This window comes from Pseudomonas sp. Tav-5-1A (assembly GCF_055755055.1).
Genome location: NZ_CM146901.1, coordinates 5,401,162 through 5,415,826 on the forward strand (window position 1 = coordinate 5,401,162; position 14,665 = coordinate 5,415,826).

At 61.3% G+C, this 14,665-nt stretch carries 16 protein-coding genes and 1 tRNA gene; 7 read left to right on the forward strand and 10 right to left on the reverse strand.

Annotated features, from left to right (window positions below; translation table 11 throughout):
- Positions 1–112: 112 nt before the first annotated feature.
- Positions 113–1,669, forward strand: coding sequence for a glycosyltransferase family 39 protein (locus tag AC0J42_RS24845; RefSeq protein WP_473004305.1), 1,557 nt, complete (start codon positions 113–115; stop codon positions 1,667–1,669).
- Here AC0J42_RS24845 and AC0J42_RS24850 read toward each other — a convergent pair whose 3' ends face one another.
- Together AC0J42_RS24850 and AC0J42_RS24855 are read right to left on the reverse strand one after the other, a co-directional pair.
- Positions 1,670–2,362, reverse strand: a complete 693-nt coding sequence (locus AC0J42_RS24850; protein WP_416426545.1) for a sensor histidine kinase — start codon at positions 2,360–2,362, stop codon at positions 1,670–1,672.
- Entirely contained in the window at positions 2,359–3,963 is a 1,605-nt protein-coding gene (locus tag AC0J42_RS24855) for a response regulator (RefSeq protein WP_473004306.1), read from the reverse strand. The genes AC0J42_RS24850 and AC0J42_RS24855 overlap by 4 nt, the downstream gene beginning before the upstream one ends.
- Positions 3,964–4,431: 468 nt before the next feature.
- On the opposite strand from AC0J42_RS24855, the gene AC0J42_RS24860 reads away from it, so the two are divergent.
- A complete protein-coding gene (locus AC0J42_RS24860; RefSeq protein WP_473004307.1) occupies positions 4,432–5,463 on the forward strand; it encodes a fatty acid desaturase in 1,032 nt (343 codons plus the stop codon).
- 120 nt (positions 5,464–5,583) lie between these two features.
- Here AC0J42_RS24860 and AC0J42_RS24865 read toward each other — a convergent pair.
- A protein-coding gene (locus tag AC0J42_RS24865; RefSeq protein WP_473002671.1) for an IS3 family transposase occupies positions 5,584–6,746 on the reverse strand; the annotation gives its coding sequence in 2 pieces (ribosomal slippage) (positions 5,584–6,491 and positions 6,491–6,746; 1,164 coding nt in all).
- Positions 6,747–6,922: 176 nt separating this feature from the next.
- Here AC0J42_RS24865 and AC0J42_RS24870 point away from each other — a divergent pair.
- Together AC0J42_RS24870 and AC0J42_RS24875 are read left to right on the forward strand one after the other, a co-directional pair.
- The gene (locus AC0J42_RS24870; RefSeq protein WP_473004308.1) at positions 6,923–7,237 is read left to right on the forward strand and encodes a type II toxin-antitoxin system RelE/ParE family toxin; all 315 of its coding nucleotides are present in this window, start codon (positions 6,923–6,925) and stop codon (positions 7,235–7,237) included.
- On the forward strand, positions 7,230–7,610 hold the full coding sequence (locus tag AC0J42_RS24875) for an addiction module antidote protein (RefSeq protein WP_473004309.1): 381 nt from the start codon (positions 7,230–7,232) through the stop codon (positions 7,608–7,610). The genes AC0J42_RS24870 and AC0J42_RS24875 overlap by 8 nt, the downstream gene beginning before the upstream one ends.
- 272 nt (positions 7,611–7,882) lie before the next feature.
- Here AC0J42_RS24875 and AC0J42_RS24880 read toward each other — a convergent pair whose 3' ends face one another.
- Positions 7,883–8,218 carry a hypothetical protein gene (locus AC0J42_RS24880; protein WP_473004310.1) on the reverse strand — a complete coding sequence of 112 codons (336 nt, stop codon included), beginning with the start codon at positions 8,216–8,218 and terminating at the stop codon, positions 7,883–7,885.
- A 117-nt stretch (positions 8,219–8,335) separates the two neighbouring features.
- On the opposite strand from AC0J42_RS24880, the gene AC0J42_RS24885 reads away from it, so the two are divergent.
- Entirely contained in the window at positions 8,336–8,563 is a 228-nt protein-coding gene (locus AC0J42_RS24885; RefSeq protein WP_473004311.1) for a helix-turn-helix domain-containing protein, read from the forward strand.
- A 32-nt stretch (positions 8,564–8,595) separates the two neighbouring features.
- Here AC0J42_RS24885 and AC0J42_RS24890 read toward each other — a convergent pair whose 3' ends face one another.
- From AC0J42_RS24890 to dapA, 6 genes are all read right to left on the reverse strand, one after another.
- Positions 8,596–9,315, reverse strand: coding sequence for an NYN domain-containing protein (locus AC0J42_RS24890; RefSeq protein ID WP_473004312.1), 720 nt, complete (start codon positions 9,313–9,315; stop codon positions 8,596–8,598).
- A gap of 217 nt (positions 9,316–9,532) precedes the next feature.
- Positions 9,533–9,622, reverse strand: a tRNA-Ser gene (locus tag AC0J42_RS24895).
- Between the two features lie 93 nt (positions 9,623–9,715).
- Positions 9,716–10,426: a phosphoribosylaminoimidazolesuccinocarboxamide synthase gene (purC, locus tag AC0J42_RS24900; RefSeq protein WP_416426552.1), complete on the reverse strand. Its 711-nt coding sequence runs from the start codon at positions 10,424–10,426 to the stop codon at positions 9,716–9,718.
- A 28-nt stretch (positions 10,427–10,454) separates the two neighbouring features.
- On the reverse strand, positions 10,455–11,213 hold the full coding sequence (locus tag AC0J42_RS24905; RefSeq protein WP_416426553.1) for an MBL fold metallo-hydrolase: 759 nt from the start codon (positions 11,211–11,213) through the stop codon (positions 10,455–10,457).
- On the reverse strand, positions 11,214–12,332 hold the full coding sequence (gene bamC / locus AC0J42_RS24910; RefSeq protein WP_416426554.1) for an outer membrane protein assembly factor BamC: 1,119 nt from the start codon (positions 12,330–12,332) through the stop codon (positions 11,214–11,216).
- Positions 12,333–12,349: 17 nt separating this feature from the next.
- On the reverse strand, positions 12,350–13,228 hold the full coding sequence (gene dapA / locus AC0J42_RS24915; protein ID WP_416426555.1) for a 4-hydroxy-tetrahydrodipicolinate synthase: 879 nt from the start codon (positions 13,226–13,228) through the stop codon (positions 12,350–12,352).
- 319 nt (positions 13,229–13,547) lie between these two features.
- Here dapA and AC0J42_RS24920 point away from each other — a divergent pair, with 319 nt between their 5' ends.
- The gene (locus AC0J42_RS24920; protein ID WP_416426556.1) at positions 13,548–14,108 is read left to right on the forward strand and encodes a glycine cleavage system transcriptional repressor; all 561 of its coding nucleotides are present in this window, start codon (positions 13,548–13,550) and stop codon (positions 14,106–14,108) included.
- Between the two features lie 13 nt (positions 14,109–14,121).
- Complete coding sequence (locus tag AC0J42_RS24925; protein WP_473004314.1) at positions 14,122–14,595, forward strand: peroxiredoxin; 474 nt, start codon at positions 14,122–14,124, stop codon at positions 14,593–14,595.
- Positions 14,596–14,665: the final 70 nt, after the last annotated feature.

The window sequence follows — 14,665 nt, forward strand, 5'->3', positions numbered from 1 at the left end:
GTAGGTGGGCGCCGACGCAATCCCATCCACAACCCTCCTGCCGGCTGCTACGATACCCCTCACCAAAAGAACAAACCGGCGCGATCTTTGTAGTCTCCCGGATGGAGGAAAGATGACCGCCCAGAATGACCATCCGCTGACCGAGCTGCACCGCCTGCCCCGCAATCCCTGGCTGCAGAAGCTGGCCAACGCCCCCGCCGGCCTGTGGTTCTGGCCGATCATGCTGCTGGCCACGGTGGCGCGGCTGTACCAGCTGACCGCCTCGGCGATCTGGTGCGACGAGGGCTCGAGCCTGGTGATCAGCCAGTACGACCCCGCGCAGATCTGGCTGCACGCCGCCCACGACGTGCACCCGCCGCTCTATTACCTGGTGTTGCATGGCTGGATGTCGCTGTTCGGCAACGGCATGTTCTCGATTCGCGTCATCAGCGCCCTGCCCGGCATCGCCAGCGTGGGCCTGGGCGTATGGCTGCTGCAGTTGACGGCTGGCCGGCGGGCGGCGCTGCTGGGCGGAGTGATGCTGGCGCTGCTGCCGATTGCCGTGCACTACAGCCAGGAAATCCGCATGTACCCGCTGATGGGCATGTGGCTGCTGGGCGCCACCCTGGCGCTGGTGCATTGGGCCAGGCAGCCGCACCGGCATCGCTACCTGGTGATCTACGCGCTGCTGATGGCCGCCAGTTTCTACACCCATTACTTCACCAGCCTGTGCGTGCTGGCCCACTGGGCGTGGCTGGCGCTGCTGCGCGGCCATGGCAACCGCCTGGTGCAGCGCCCGGCGTGGTGGCTGGCCAACGTCGCCATCGTCGTCCTGTACGCACCGTGGATTCCCAGCCTGGTCGGCCTGGTGCAGCATCTGCCCGAGCTGGAAGCGGGCAACGATGTCGGCTGGATTGGCGCGGTGACCCTGGGTTCGCTGCCGTCGATGGTGTGGCAGTACCTGATCCTCAGCGACGGCTTCGACCTGCCAGTGGCGCTGTTCATCAGCGTGCCGGTGCTGCTGGCGGCCATTGTGTTCTGGGTGCTGTGCACCGACCGCCACGCCCTGCGGCTGCCGTCGATGCTGGTGATCTACTGCGTGCTGCCGCTGCTGCTGATCTTCCTCATCTCGTTCAAGACGCCGCTGCTGGTGGACCGCTACATGATGTTCTCGGCGCTGGCCCTGCCGCTGGTGCTGGGCGTGGCGGCCGACCGCCTGGCGCGCCATTCGCGGCCCCTGGCGATGGTCGCGGTGCTGGCCTACGTAGCCCTGCAGGGCGTAGGCCTGCAGCGCAACTATGACGTGGACGATGATCAGTTCGACAAGATGGTGGACTTCGTCAACCAGCGCTTCCAGCCCGGCGACCGCATCGTGGTCAGCGACCTGTTCTGGTATTTCGGCTACCTGTACTACAACACCACCGACACCGAGCCGCTGCTGTACACCCCGGCCAAGCCCGACGGCAGTTCCGGCCGCCCCACCGACTACGGCTTCGGCAACCTGGTGGACGAGCGCGCCGACCACATCTACGTCGACGCCCTGCAGCAGCTGCCCGCCGACCACCAGCGGGTATGGCTGATCAGCGGCACTGGCGACGTCGACGACTTCGCCTCGATACCCGCCCAATGGCGCAAGGTCGACCAGAAGGTGGTGGGCGACACCGAGGCGCGGCTGTACGAGCGCCCCTGATCAGGGCAGGTAAAGCTTGAAGTTGCCGCCGCCCAGGCTGCCGCCGTTGCTCAGTTGCACGTGGCCCAGCACGCCGTTGCGCTCATGGCGCTCGGCGATGCGCGCGGCGAAGTACAGGCCCAGGCCAGTGCTGCCGCTGACCGGGTTGATACCCTGCACGTAGGCCGACTGCGACTCGATCAGGGCCGGTGGGTAGCCAGGGCCGTCGTCGTTGACGCTGATCACCAGCTGGCCGTCTTCCTCGGCTGCGGTGATATGGATGGCCTCGCGGGCGAAGCGGATGCCGTTGATGATGACGTTGGCGACCACCGACCCCACCAGCTCGCGGTCGAAGAAGCCTAGCGGGCACAGCACGTCCACGTCATAGCTGGCACTGATGCCGCGGCTGGCCAGCACTTCCTGGTGCCAGGCCAGCTGCGACTCGATGAAATCGTCCATCTCGTGGTATTCGGGGCGCAAGGGCAGCTGGTTGACGCCCAGTTTGTACAGGCCCAGCAGCTGCACCATCATGCCGTTGAGGTTGGCGAACTCGTAGTCGATCACCCCGCGCTCGGCGTTTTCGCGCTGGGCCGGCGGCAGGCTTTGCGACCATTTGCCGTGGGCGGTCATCACCGAAGCCAGGGAGTTTTTCATGTCATGCACGATGGAGGCGATGACCATGGAGAAATCCAGACTTGCCTTGTCGTCACTCATGCACCAAACGCCCTGTTACGCAGTTTCTGATAGCGCTCGAAGCGCGCGTCGCTCTCGGGCATGTGGCCTACCATCCGCAGGGCCTCGCGGCACTCGGCCAACCCCGCCGCGGTAATCGGCACGCCCTTGGCGTGCAGCAGGCCCTGGGCCAGGTTCAGGGCGATACTGATGTTCTTCGGCTGCAGGGCCATGGCCTTGCGGAACAGCGCCTGGGCCTCGGCGAAGCGGCCTTCGCGGTAGGCGCGCACGCCCTCCTGGTTGACGTCGATGGCCACCTTGTTGGCCCCCAGGATCGCGGGGTCATCGGTCTGCTTGGCGATGTTCTGCATCACCGCCGGGTCGTCGCCATAAATTTCCGCGCAGCTCTTGAGCACGCCCACGCCGGCGTCGGCCTGCCCCAGGTTCTGCAACTGCGCGGCCACCGACAGGGCGGCCTCGGCGCTGAGGAACTGGTCCATGTCCTGCAGGCGGCCCACGGCCTCCTCGACCAGCTTGGCCGCGGCCTCCGGGTCTGAACGCTGCAGGCTGGTGGCCTTGATCAGGCGGGTGCGCACCTGGATGCCCTGGTCGTCGCCGTTGTCCTTGGCCACGTCCATCAGGGTCTGGTTCAGCTCCACGCGGCTGCGTGCGTCGAGGCCGGCATCGCCGCCCTTGTTGATCAGCGCCTGGGCGAAGCCGAGGTTGGTTTCCGGGTTCTTGAAGCGCGAATACTGGCCCTGGTTGACCGCCTGGCGGTAGGCACGGGACGAGGTGTCGAAATCCTGGTTCTCCATGGCCAGCTTGCCCAGCAGGCTCTGCCGGCGCACGGCCAGCGGCGATAGTTTCACCGCGTCTTCCAGCACCTGCTGCGCACGCTTGCCGTCGTTGCGTGCCACCAGCACCTCGGCCAGGCCGTCGTACAGCGCCGGCAGCATGGGGAAGGTCTTCAGCGCGCGCTCGTACACGTCCTGGGCTTCGGCCAGCTTCTTGCGCTTGAACAGTTGGCTGCCCAGCAACCCGAATGCCCACGGCGTCGGGCGGTCGGCCAGGATGGTCTTGAGGAAGGCCTCCAACGGCTCATGCTGGTTCAGGTCACGCAACGCCTCTGCCTTGTAGCGGTGGCACAGCGGCGCGTAGCGGGCGTCTTCCTGAGTGAGACGCGTGCAGGCGGCCAACACCTCCATCGGCAGCTTCTTGTCCAGCGCCTGCAGGATCGGCTTGAGCAGCGTCTTGCGCTGCACCAGCTTCTCCAGGCGCTGGGCCAGGCCGGCGCGGTTGAACGGCTTGGTCAGGTAGGCGTCGGGCTCCCATTCCAGGGCGCTCATCACCATGGCCTGGCTGTTCTCGGCGGTCACCATGATGAACACGCTCTCGTGGCTGAGCAGCTTGTCCAGCATCAGGTCTTCGAGCACCTGCTGGCCGTTCTTCTTGCCGTCGCCGAGGTTGAAATCGTGCAGCACGAAGTCGTAGCGCTTCTGCGCGCACGCCTTCAGCGCCTGTTCGCCGGTGTCCGCCGTGTCCACGTCCTTCACGCCCAGCTCGCGCAGCATGGAACGCACCGAGCTGCGGAAGTCGGAGAAGTCATCGACGATAAGAAACGATTTTTGGTTGTACGCCAGCATTCGCGATCCCGTCAGGGGAGTGAATATGAGCCCGTGGGGGCTATCCAATACGTGGGCTATCGGCATGGGCGGAATTTTCTAGAGGGTGTGCACCCCATGAAAACCGCGCGTTTGGCCCGGGTGTGGGACCGCTGGAACGCCTGCGGGGTCACACCATATTGCCACCATACAGCCACCAGCAATGCTGGCCGCGGCCGATTGCCACACGGGTAAAAAGGTAGGCCAGGATTGCCGGGGCGTCTTGCCGGCCTCGTGCAACTTTTGCCTCAAGACACCCCTATTTGAAATAACCCGAACAGACTCAATGGTTAGTTTAATCATTCCAAAATAAACATATACGAAACCCACCGCAACACTTTAACCTGCCGCTAAATAACAGTAATGGTGCATTGAAAATAATGTGCGCCATTACTCATTTTCTGACAATTAAATTTTATCTGCCCCTCCTGCACGATGAGGTAATGCATCATGCACGCAACAATAGAACGCACCACTGATATCAACTTGCGGATCTTTGATATCCGCCAACGCATCATGGCGCAGTGTGCGGAACTACGCCGCCGCCATCCGCTGTTGAATCATCAGGACGCCTTGGGGGCCAGCGTGCTGCTCGCTGCCGTGGCGGCGATAGCAGGCACCGCGGGGCTTTATCTGGGCGGGTATATACCCTGGTGGGCCTGCATCATCGCGAACGCGTTCTTCACCTCGTTCACCCACGAACTGGAGCATGACCTGCTCCACCGCCTCTACTTCCGCAGTCGGCCCGTGGCGCAGCACCTGATGATGGCGCTGTCCTGGCTAACCCGCCCCACGGCCATCAACCCCTGGGTGCGGCGGGAGCTGCACATCAACCACCACAAGGCTTCGGGCACCGAGACCGACCTTGAAGAGCTGACCCTGTCCAATGGCACACCTTGGGGAATACTGCGAGGGCTAATGGTCAGCGACCTGATGATTGGCGCGGCAGTGATGGTTACGCGTGCCAAGACATGGCGTGAACGCAAACAGCTGCTCGATACTGGCTTGAAAGCCTATTTACCCCTCACCGCACTGACGTGGGCAGCCTGGTATGTATTCCTCGGTTTTCACCTTATTCAGGGCATCGGTGATTTATCTGCACTACCGTTCCACTTCTCCACCTCATCGCTGAATGCCATGCAATGGCTCGATACTGTGGTAGTGATCATTATCGCCCCCAACATCCTGCGCAACTTCTGCCTGAACTTCATCACCTCGAACATTCATTACTATGGCGATATAAACCCCAAGGACCTTACCCAGCAAGTGCAGGTGCTCAACCCATGGTGGCTGTGGCCGCTGCAGGCGTTCTGCTGCAACTTCGGCGGCACCCACGTGATTCACCATTTCGTGGTGATGGAGCCGTTTTACATCCGCCAGTTGAGCGTGCCGGCGGCGTACCGGGCGATGCGGGAGAACGGGGTGCGGTTTAATGATTTCGGGACGTTTGGGCGGGCTAATAGATGGGAGCCCAAAGCGTGACTCAACCTATGGGGTGAGCCAGGCTCACCCCAATTTTTCAGAGGCACTTAGATTGCGCAGCGCCGACTCAGAAAGGTCCCACCCCAAAATAGCCACTGTCCTAACGACATCCTGTAGTGGTCAACTGATCCCGGACACTGCGTTAAGTTTTTCCTCGGCAACGGCAGGCGCTAATCCTTCGTTGAATTGATGCGGTCGCCGCCAGTTGTACCGTTCCATCAGAAAACGACCGATATCTTGTTTAGCCAACGCGGCGCTCATGTAGCCCACCGTCGGTATCCATTCAGTTTTCAGGCTGCGAAATAGCCGCTCCATCGGCGCGTTGTCGTGGCAGTTGCCGCGCCGACTCATGCTCTGCGTGAAGCGGTATCTCCATAGTCTTTGGCGGAAACTCCGGCTGCCGTATTGGCTGCCCTGATCGCTGTGAAATAGCACATTCTGAGGCCGGCCACGCTGCTCATAGGCCATATCCAATGCCTTGATCACCAGCTCAGCGTCAGGCTTGACTGAGAACGCCCAGCCTACGACCCGGCGGGCATAAAGATCGATCACCGCTGCCAGATAGTGCCATCGACCTTCGGCCCAAACGTACGTGATGTCACCGCACCAGACCTTGTTGGGGGATGCCACGCTGAACTCTCGATCAAGTACGTTCGGGATATCGGGTCGCTCCACGGTGGCCTTTTTGTAGGCATGAGAGCCCGGTTGTTTGCTGATCAGGTTCATCTCGCGCATCAACTTACGTACCTTGAATCGCCCGATTTGCATGCCGTCCTCTTTCATCATCAGCATGATGCTTCGACTGCCCGCAGCGCTTCGGCTTTGGGTAAACAGTTCGTTGACGCGGCTGCGCAAAATCACCCGTTCGGCATCAGGGGATCGGCGTTTTCGAAGGTATGCGTAGTAGCAAGATCGGGTGACTTCAAATACCGAGCACAATAGATCAACCGGCTCCTCGGAGCGAAGCCGATCGACTAACGCGAGCGCTCGTGTTCCTCGGCCATCAAGAGCGCGGTAGCCTTTTTTAGGATCGATTTTTCCCGTTCCAGACGATTGATTCGGGCTTCCAATTCTTGGATTTTTTGCTGCTCAGGTGTTAACGCCTTGCTGGTCGGGGTGACACCGCCACGTTCTTGCTGGAGCTGGTTCACCCAACGACGCAAGGCCGACTCAACCAGCCCAAGCGAACGGGCTGCCTCGGTATGGCTGTAGCCTTGATCGAGCACCAGGCACGCAGCCTCGCGCTTGAACTCAGGGGTAAAGGTACGACGTTGCTTGGTCATCAGACACCTCTCTGTGGCGAGCATTCTCGCCTAAATGGGTGTCCGGTTTCATTAGACCACTACATCCCCTCACGCCTGCTCATAAAGTCCCCTGCTTCAACCACCCTCGCCCCGCTCGCCTCCCATGCGCTCAAACGATCGACAAAGGCGTAGCCGTTCGGATACAGTAAAAGCTGATGAGTCAATACACGATAAGGACGACAATACAGTTCGATTCCTGGCTTTCCAACCTGAAGGACCGTAATGCCAGAGGTGTCATAATCAGACGCATAGAGCAGGCAGAAAACGGCAATTGGGGCGACTGCGCATCTGTCGGCCCAGGAATCAGCGAAATGCGCGTATTTGTGGGGCCGGGCTACAGGATCTATTTTGCCCGCTTCGGCACAATCCTTTACATGCTGCTCAATGGCAGCGACAAGGCCGATCAACACCGCGCCATAAAAGCAGCCAAACTTATCTTGGCCGAACTCCAGGAGCAGCCACATGGCTAAATCCAAGCCTTTTGATCCGGAAGATATGCCAATCATCTCCATCGCCGAATCCAGCACAATCCCGTTCGAAGCGTCACGCTACCTGGATAACGACGAAACCATCAGCGCCTACCTCTCCGCCAGCCTGCAAGAGGCTGACCCAAACGCGTTTTTGAAAGCCTTGTCGCAAGTCGCCAAGGCAAGAGGGATGACACAGTTGGCGAAGGAGACCGGATTGAGCCGGGAAAGCCTGTATAAAGCGCTGCAGGAAGGCGCAAAACCTCGATACGACACCGTGTTGAAGGTTATCGGTGCGCTGGGCTTGCAATTGACGGCACAGCCAAGCACTTCCGGCACAGCGACCACCGTCTTTCATCCCCCCCAAAGACCGTAGCGCCAGCGGCGTTCGCCTTGAGGTCATCCGTAGGAGACGGTCTTGGCCGCGACAGCGCCAACTTGAGATTGCCGCGACAGGCTTTGCAGCCGCTGCCGTAGGCTGCACTGGCCTTGGTCCACACTGAAAATCTTCAGCGTACTCGCGGGCGAGCGCAGCCTGGCGGCAGCGGCTACAACGCCCCCCTATAGCAGCGGCCGCAGGCCGCGTCATTGGCGCCGCGGTGGGCCAGGCATACCTTGCATGCAGCCTGACGCCGCCTGCGGCAGCTGCTACGGGTGCTGGGCCGCCCGTGCGCGCTTTGCCGCCACGGCCCTGTCCAGGGTCAGGTTGGCACAATCGATGAAGATGTACGCCAGGTAGGTCAGCGCCTCTTCGTGATGAAGCTCGCCAGCCCGGGGATCCAGCCCCAGCAGCCGACGGTTGCGTTCGGGCAGTTGCTTCCAGCCGTCGAGCAGGAAGCTGTGCAACGCATCGACAATGCGTTGGCGGGAATTGAAGCAGCGGGGCGACATCCGGGTGCCGGGCTTGCGTTTGATCGAGCGGGCGGCGGGTGGGCGTTTAAATGGGCGTGGGGTGCGGGGGAAACGGGGGGCTTGGCGGTCCATGACCTGATCCTCTCTGCCTGAGATACGTTGAGAGTCTATCCTAAACCAAATATCCCGTTTTGGGATAATCCTAAAATAGGTTTATTGAAGGTGTCGACTCCCCGAATCGGCAATCTCATGAAAACCATCTACAAGGAACGGTACCAGCAGCTGCTCATGCTGCTGGTGGAGGCCAGAAAAACGGCCGGACTGACACAGGCGCAGGTTTCGGCGCTGCTCGATAGACCGCAGTCTTTCATTGCGAAGGTAGAGAACGGCGACAGGCGCCTGGATGTGATTGAATTCATGGTGCTTTGCCAGGCGCTCGGGCAATCGCCGGAGAACATCATCACGCGAATTTCATGACGGGCATGTAGCCTGACAGCAGCGGCGAGATGCTACAGCTGCATTTCTTTTGCCCTGAGGACTGGCTTGGGGCATGTGGAGCGCAACCCATCGATATGCTCCATCAGCCCTTCAGGAATGCTTTGCCACATAGGATCGAGAATGAAGTCAACACCTTCCCGGCGAGCCATTTTGGCAGCCGGGACGAAGTCGGCATCACCTGCTACGAGCACAATTTGGTCAACCTGCTTTTTAAATGAAAGCGAAGCAACATCAACGCCTATACGCATGTCCACACCCTTTTGCCGGGTTCCCATGGAAACGTCTTCTGCGCTCAAATCCGCGATCTGGATCTCACCCTTCAGGAGCGCAGAGATCTTGTCAGGCTTTATGGTCCACTTCACGCCTTTGGACAGGTGGCCGAGTCGCAACGCCAGCTTCCGCTTGCTGCGCAGGCGGGCGTGCAACTCTTTGCGGAACAATGCTTCCTTGGACTTTGAAAAGTCCACGGCACGCTTCGAAATTGGATTGTGGTGCTTGATGTCCAGCGGCGGACAATCGTAGAAGAATATTCTGTATAGCTCCCGCCGCTCCTGTTTGAGGCTTCGCTCCGGTGCGCTGCCAATCGACCTGGATTGCGATTTGCTTAAATGGGAGATTGCCCAGCGATGCACCAGATCTGCAGCCCGTTCGGCGTTGTAGGCATTCTGCGGCTCGATTCGGCGGAATCTTTTTATAAAATACGCGCCATCAACCAATACTGCGGTAGGCATCCATTTCCTCCAGATAGCAAAACGCCCATGGGGTCGGCAAGTCCAGGATAGGTAGGACCGCTTACAGCCATGGGCGGGATACGTGCAGGATAGGTATCACCAGGCACCGGGTCAATCAATCGATTGTTCCTGATTGTAAGGCCAGACAGCGGGTACACAAAAACAACGCACAAACAAAAAACCCCGCAGCTTCTCAGCTGCGGGGCTCTTCGATATATGGCGGAGAGATAGGGATTTGAACCCTAGGTACTGTCGCCAGTACAACGGATTTCGAATCCGTCCCGTTCGGCCACTCCGGCATCTCTCCAGTGGCGCGCATGATACCAGCGTTTTCTAAAAAGGCGAAACCTTTTTTGAAAAAAATTTGCGTGGTATCAAACGCTTGCGTGAGCTTGCCGAATTACAGCGGCACGCCCAGGCGTTTGGCGACTTCTTCGTAGGCTTCGATCACGTCGCCCAGACCCTGGCGGAAGCGGTCCTTGTCCATTTTTTTCTTGGTGTCCTTGTCCCACAGGCGGCAGCCGTCAGGGCTGAACTCGTCGCCCAGGACGATCTGGCCGTGGAACAGGCCGAATTCCAGCTTGAAGTCCACCAGCAGCAGGCCGGCGTCGTCGAAGAGCTTGTTCAGCACTTCGTTGACCTTCAGCGACAGCTCTTTCATCTTCGCCAGTTGCTCGGCGGTGCCCCAGCCGAACGCAACCACGTGGGACTCGTTGATGAACGGGTCGCCCTTGGCGTCGTCCTTCAGGAACAGCTCGAAGGTGTACGGGTTCAGCTTCAGGCCTTCTTCCACGCCCAGGCGCTTCACCAGGCTGCCGGCGGCGTAGTTGCGCACCACGCACTCGACCGGAATCATGTCCAGCTTCTTCACCAGGCACTCGTTGTCGCCCAGCAGCTTGTCGAACTGGGTAGGGATACCCGCTTCTTCCAGCTTCTGCATGATGAAGGCGTTGAACTTGTTGTTCACCATGCCCTTGCGGTCCAGCTGTTCGATGCGCTTGCCGTCGAACGCCGAGGTGTCGTTGCGAAACAGCAGGATCAGGCGGTCGGCGTCGTCGGTCTTGTAAACCGATTTGGCTTTGCCACGGTAGAGTTCTTCACGTTTTTCCATGATGGGCTCCGCTTGCTAAGTAGATGGGCTAGGCGATTTCACGCCAGTCGAGCCCTGCATCTTGATCGGCCAGTTGCAGCCAGTCCGGGTCGCACCCCAGGGTGTCGACAAAACATTGCCGGGCCAGCTGCGGCAGGTTGTTCTTGCTGCTGAGGTGGGCCAGCACCAGGTGTTGCAGGTTTTGCCAGCCCAGCTCCGACACCAGGTTCGCGGCCTGGTGGTTGTTCAAATGTCCCAGGGAGCCGCCCACCCGCTGTTTCAGAAACATCGGGTAGTGGCCCCGGGCAAGCAGGTCGCGGCAATGGTTGGACTCGATCACCAGCGCATCGAGGCCCTGGTAACTGTCCATGACACGCCCGCAGTACGAGCCCAGGTCGGTCAGCACGCCGAGGCGCCGCTGGCCATCGCTGAACACGTACTGGGTGGGCTCCAGCGCATCGTGCGCCACGCCCACCACGTTGATCTTCAGTGCGTCGACTTCCAGCACGTCGCCACACGCCACGAAACCGGTGGGTTCCACGGGTTTGCGCAGGGCGCGGTGGGTGCCGCGGCTCAGGTACACCGGAATATTGTAGCGCCGCGACAGCAAACCCACGCCATGCACGTGGTCGGCATGTTCGTGGGTGACCAGGATGGCGCTCAATTGTTCGGGGCTGACGCCCAGGCGGGCCAGCCGACGTTCGGTTTCACGCAGGGAGAAACCGCAGTCGACCAGCACGTAGGTGCCTTGGTGAACCACCAGCGTGCCATTCCCTTGGCTGCCGCTACCGAGAATGGCGAAGCGCACTTAACCCAGGTTGTCCTGGATCACGCTCAACACGCGACGGGCCACATCGGCCGGTGCCACGGTATTGATGTTCTTCTCGACGGTAACCTGGATGTTGTCACCCACCTTGCTCAGGCGAACCTGGTAGCGCTCGGCGCGTGCCTCGATCTCTTCCTTGCTCGGCTCGCTGCCGAACAGGCGGCTGAAGAAGCCTGGCTTGTCATCCTTCTTGACGGGTTTTTCCGCCAGGTTGATGTAGTACAGGCCCAGGCTGCGGTTGATGTCTTCCACCTTCCACTGGCCGTGGTCCAGGGCGCGGCCAACGCTGGACCAGGCGCGGTCCAGGTCCGTGCCCACGTTCAGCACCGGGTTGCCGCTGCCGTCTTCGCTCAGGGCCACGCGGCTCGGGGCGTCAAAGTCACGCGCAGCCAGCAGCGACACCGAGCCGCCCTTCTGGGCGCTGCGGGTCATGCTGGCAAGCATTTCGTCCACCAGGGCCACGTCGGCACCGGCGTTGGTCGGCATTTTCGGGAAGTCGACCGACTGGCTGCTGCCCGAAGGACGGCTGACGGTGGTCACGTAGACTTCACTGGTGTTGCGCTGCACGCCCGGCTCGATGCGCACGCGCACGCGGGTCTCGCCGTCGCCGCTGGCGGCAGAGGCTTGCAGGCGCTTGGCCATGGACGCCGACAGCTCGTCATAACGCTGCCAGGCGGTGGTGAACTCACCGGTCTGCGGGCGCTCGTCGGCGATGCGGAAGCCGTTGTCCTCGAAGAACTGGTGGGCCACCGGCCAGGTTTCAGCCGGCGGGTGCTCGGACAGGATCCAGTGGGCGTCGCCGTTCTTCTGCAAGGTGTAGTCGGTAGCTTCCTGGGACGCCTGCAGCGGCAGCGGGCGCGGCACCTGGTACTCGCCGGTGCGCTGGGCCTCATCGGCGACGTTGCGCGGGATCGGCAGCAGTGGGTCCAGGCGCTTGTCCAGCGCCAGGCCTTCAGGGGTCTGCATGGGAGCCGTCTGACGGGCCTCCAGGTAATCGCTGCCACGGTCACGGAAGTAACCATTCTCGCCCCACAACCAACTGCAGCCGCTGGTGCTCGAAATCACCAGGGCAAGGGCGGAAAGACCGGCCAATCGCTTCATGCGTTGTACTTCCTCAATTAGACCAGGACGCCGGTCTGGCGCAGGGCCTGACGCAGCGTTTCGTGATAAGGGGCGCTCAACCAGGTGAGCGGCAGGCGAATGCCTTCAGGCATCAGGCCCATTTCGTGCAGTGCCCATTTCACGGGAATCGGGTTGGCTTCCAGGAACAGGTTCTTGTGCAGCGGCATCAGTTGCTCGTTGATGGCGCGGGCCTGCTCGGCCTCGCCACGCAGGGCAGCGGCGCACATTTCGTGCATGGCGCGCGGCGCAACGTTGGCGGTGACCGAGATGTTGCCCTTGCCACCCAGCAGGATCAGCTCGACTGCGGTCGGATCATCGCCGGACAGCAGCAGGAAGTCGCTGGAGACGCCGGCCAGGATGTCCTTGGCGCGCTGCAGGTCGCCGGTGGCTTCCTTGATACCGATGATGTTCTTCACGGTGGACAGGCGGATCACGGTCTCGGCCTTCATGTCGCAGGCGGTGCGGCCTGGCACGTTGTAGAGGATCTGCGGGATGTCCACGGCCTCGGCGACGTGCTTGAAGTGCTGGTACAGGCCTTCCTGGGTCGGCTTGTTGTAGTACGGGGTCACCAGCAGGCAGGCGTCGGCGCCGGCTTCCTTGGCGTTGCGGGTCAGTTCCACCGCCTCGCGGGTGGAATTGGCACCGGTGCCGGCGATGACCGGGATACGACCGGCCACCTGCTCGACCACGCGGTGGATCACATCGATGTGTTCCTTGTAGTCCAGGGTCGCGGACTCGCCGGTGGTGCCCACGGCGACGATGGCATCAGTGCCTTCCTTGAGATGGAAGTCCACGAGTTTGCTGAGGCTGTCCCAGTCGAGACGACCTTCTGCGTCCATGGGTGTGACCAGTGCCACCATACTGCCCGCAATCATGCAACCGCTCCTGCCGGAAAAAGAGAGCGGTAATGGTACTGGGGCCATGTGCCTTGCACAAGCGAAGTACCACCTCGCGAGCATTCCCCTTGGCGCCGCTTTTCGCTACCCTTCAGACTTTGATCGGTACCGGTGGGCGTGTTTGTCCGGTTTGCAACGCGTTCCAAGCACTGCAAACCCCTGATCCTGAGCCGCCGATCCCCTGCCAACGGGCGTTTTGCGCGCCGTTGCCGGCATCGTGCCCGGCTACCATGGGGTCACGCGGGCCAGCCTTCATGTCCATTTGTGTACTGACCGCTCATCGCTTTAGGAATGCTGCATGTCCACCCCCACAGTTCGCGAACAATTCCTTGTCATCAGTGCCCTTGGCCCTAACCCCATGGAGCTGACCAACGTCCTGTGCCGGGCCAGCCACGACAGTCGCTGCTCGGTGGTGACCTCGCGCCTGACCCGCCACGGCGAGTGCAGTGCCCTGGTACTGCAGGTGTCGGGCAACTGGGACGCCCTGGCGCGCCTGGAAACCAGCCTCGGCTCGCTGGCCAAGAAGCACGGCTTCACCGTCAACCTGGTGCGCAGCGCCACCCTGGAAACCCGCCCGCTGTCGCTGCCCTACGTGGCCTACGTCAGCTCGGTGTACCGCTCGGACATCATCAACGAGCTGTGCCAGTTCTTCATCGACCACCACGTGGAACTGGAGAACCTGACCTGCGACACCTACCAGGCACCGCAGACCGGCGGCACCATGCTCAACGCCACCTTCACCGTGACCCTGCCGCCTGGCGTGCAGATCAGCTGGCTGCGCGACCAGTTCCTGGACTTCGCCGACGCCCTGAACCTGGACGCGCTGATCGAGCCCTGGCGCCCCACCAACCCCATCTGACAAGGACTTGCCCATGGCAGTTGAAATCGGCCAGCCGGTCGCGGACTTCGAAGCCCCGGCCACTGGCGGCCAGTCGGTCAGCCTGAGCGCCCTGAAGGGTCGCCAGGTGGTGATCTACTTCTACCCCAAGGACAGCACCCCGGGCTGCACCACCGAGGGCCAGGGTTTCCGTGACCAGCACGAAGCCTTCGCGGCGGCCAACACCCTGGTGTTCGGCGTGTCCCGCGACGGCATCAAGAGCCATGAGAACTTCAAGGCCAAGCAGGCGTTCACCTTCGAGCTGATCAGCGACAAGGACGAGGCCCTGTGCCAGCTGTTCGACGTGATCAAGCTGAAGAAGCTGTACGGCAAGGAATACCTGGGCGTGGACCGCAGCACCTTCCTGATCGACCAGAATGGCGTGCTGCGCCAGGAATGGCGCGGCGTGAAGGTACCCGGCCACGTCGACGCGGTGCTGGCCGCCGCCCAGGCCCTGCACAGCGCCTGACCTGTGGGAGCTGGCTTGCCAGCGAGCTGTTGGGGCCCGAAAAGCTCGCTGGCAAGCCAGCTCCCACAAC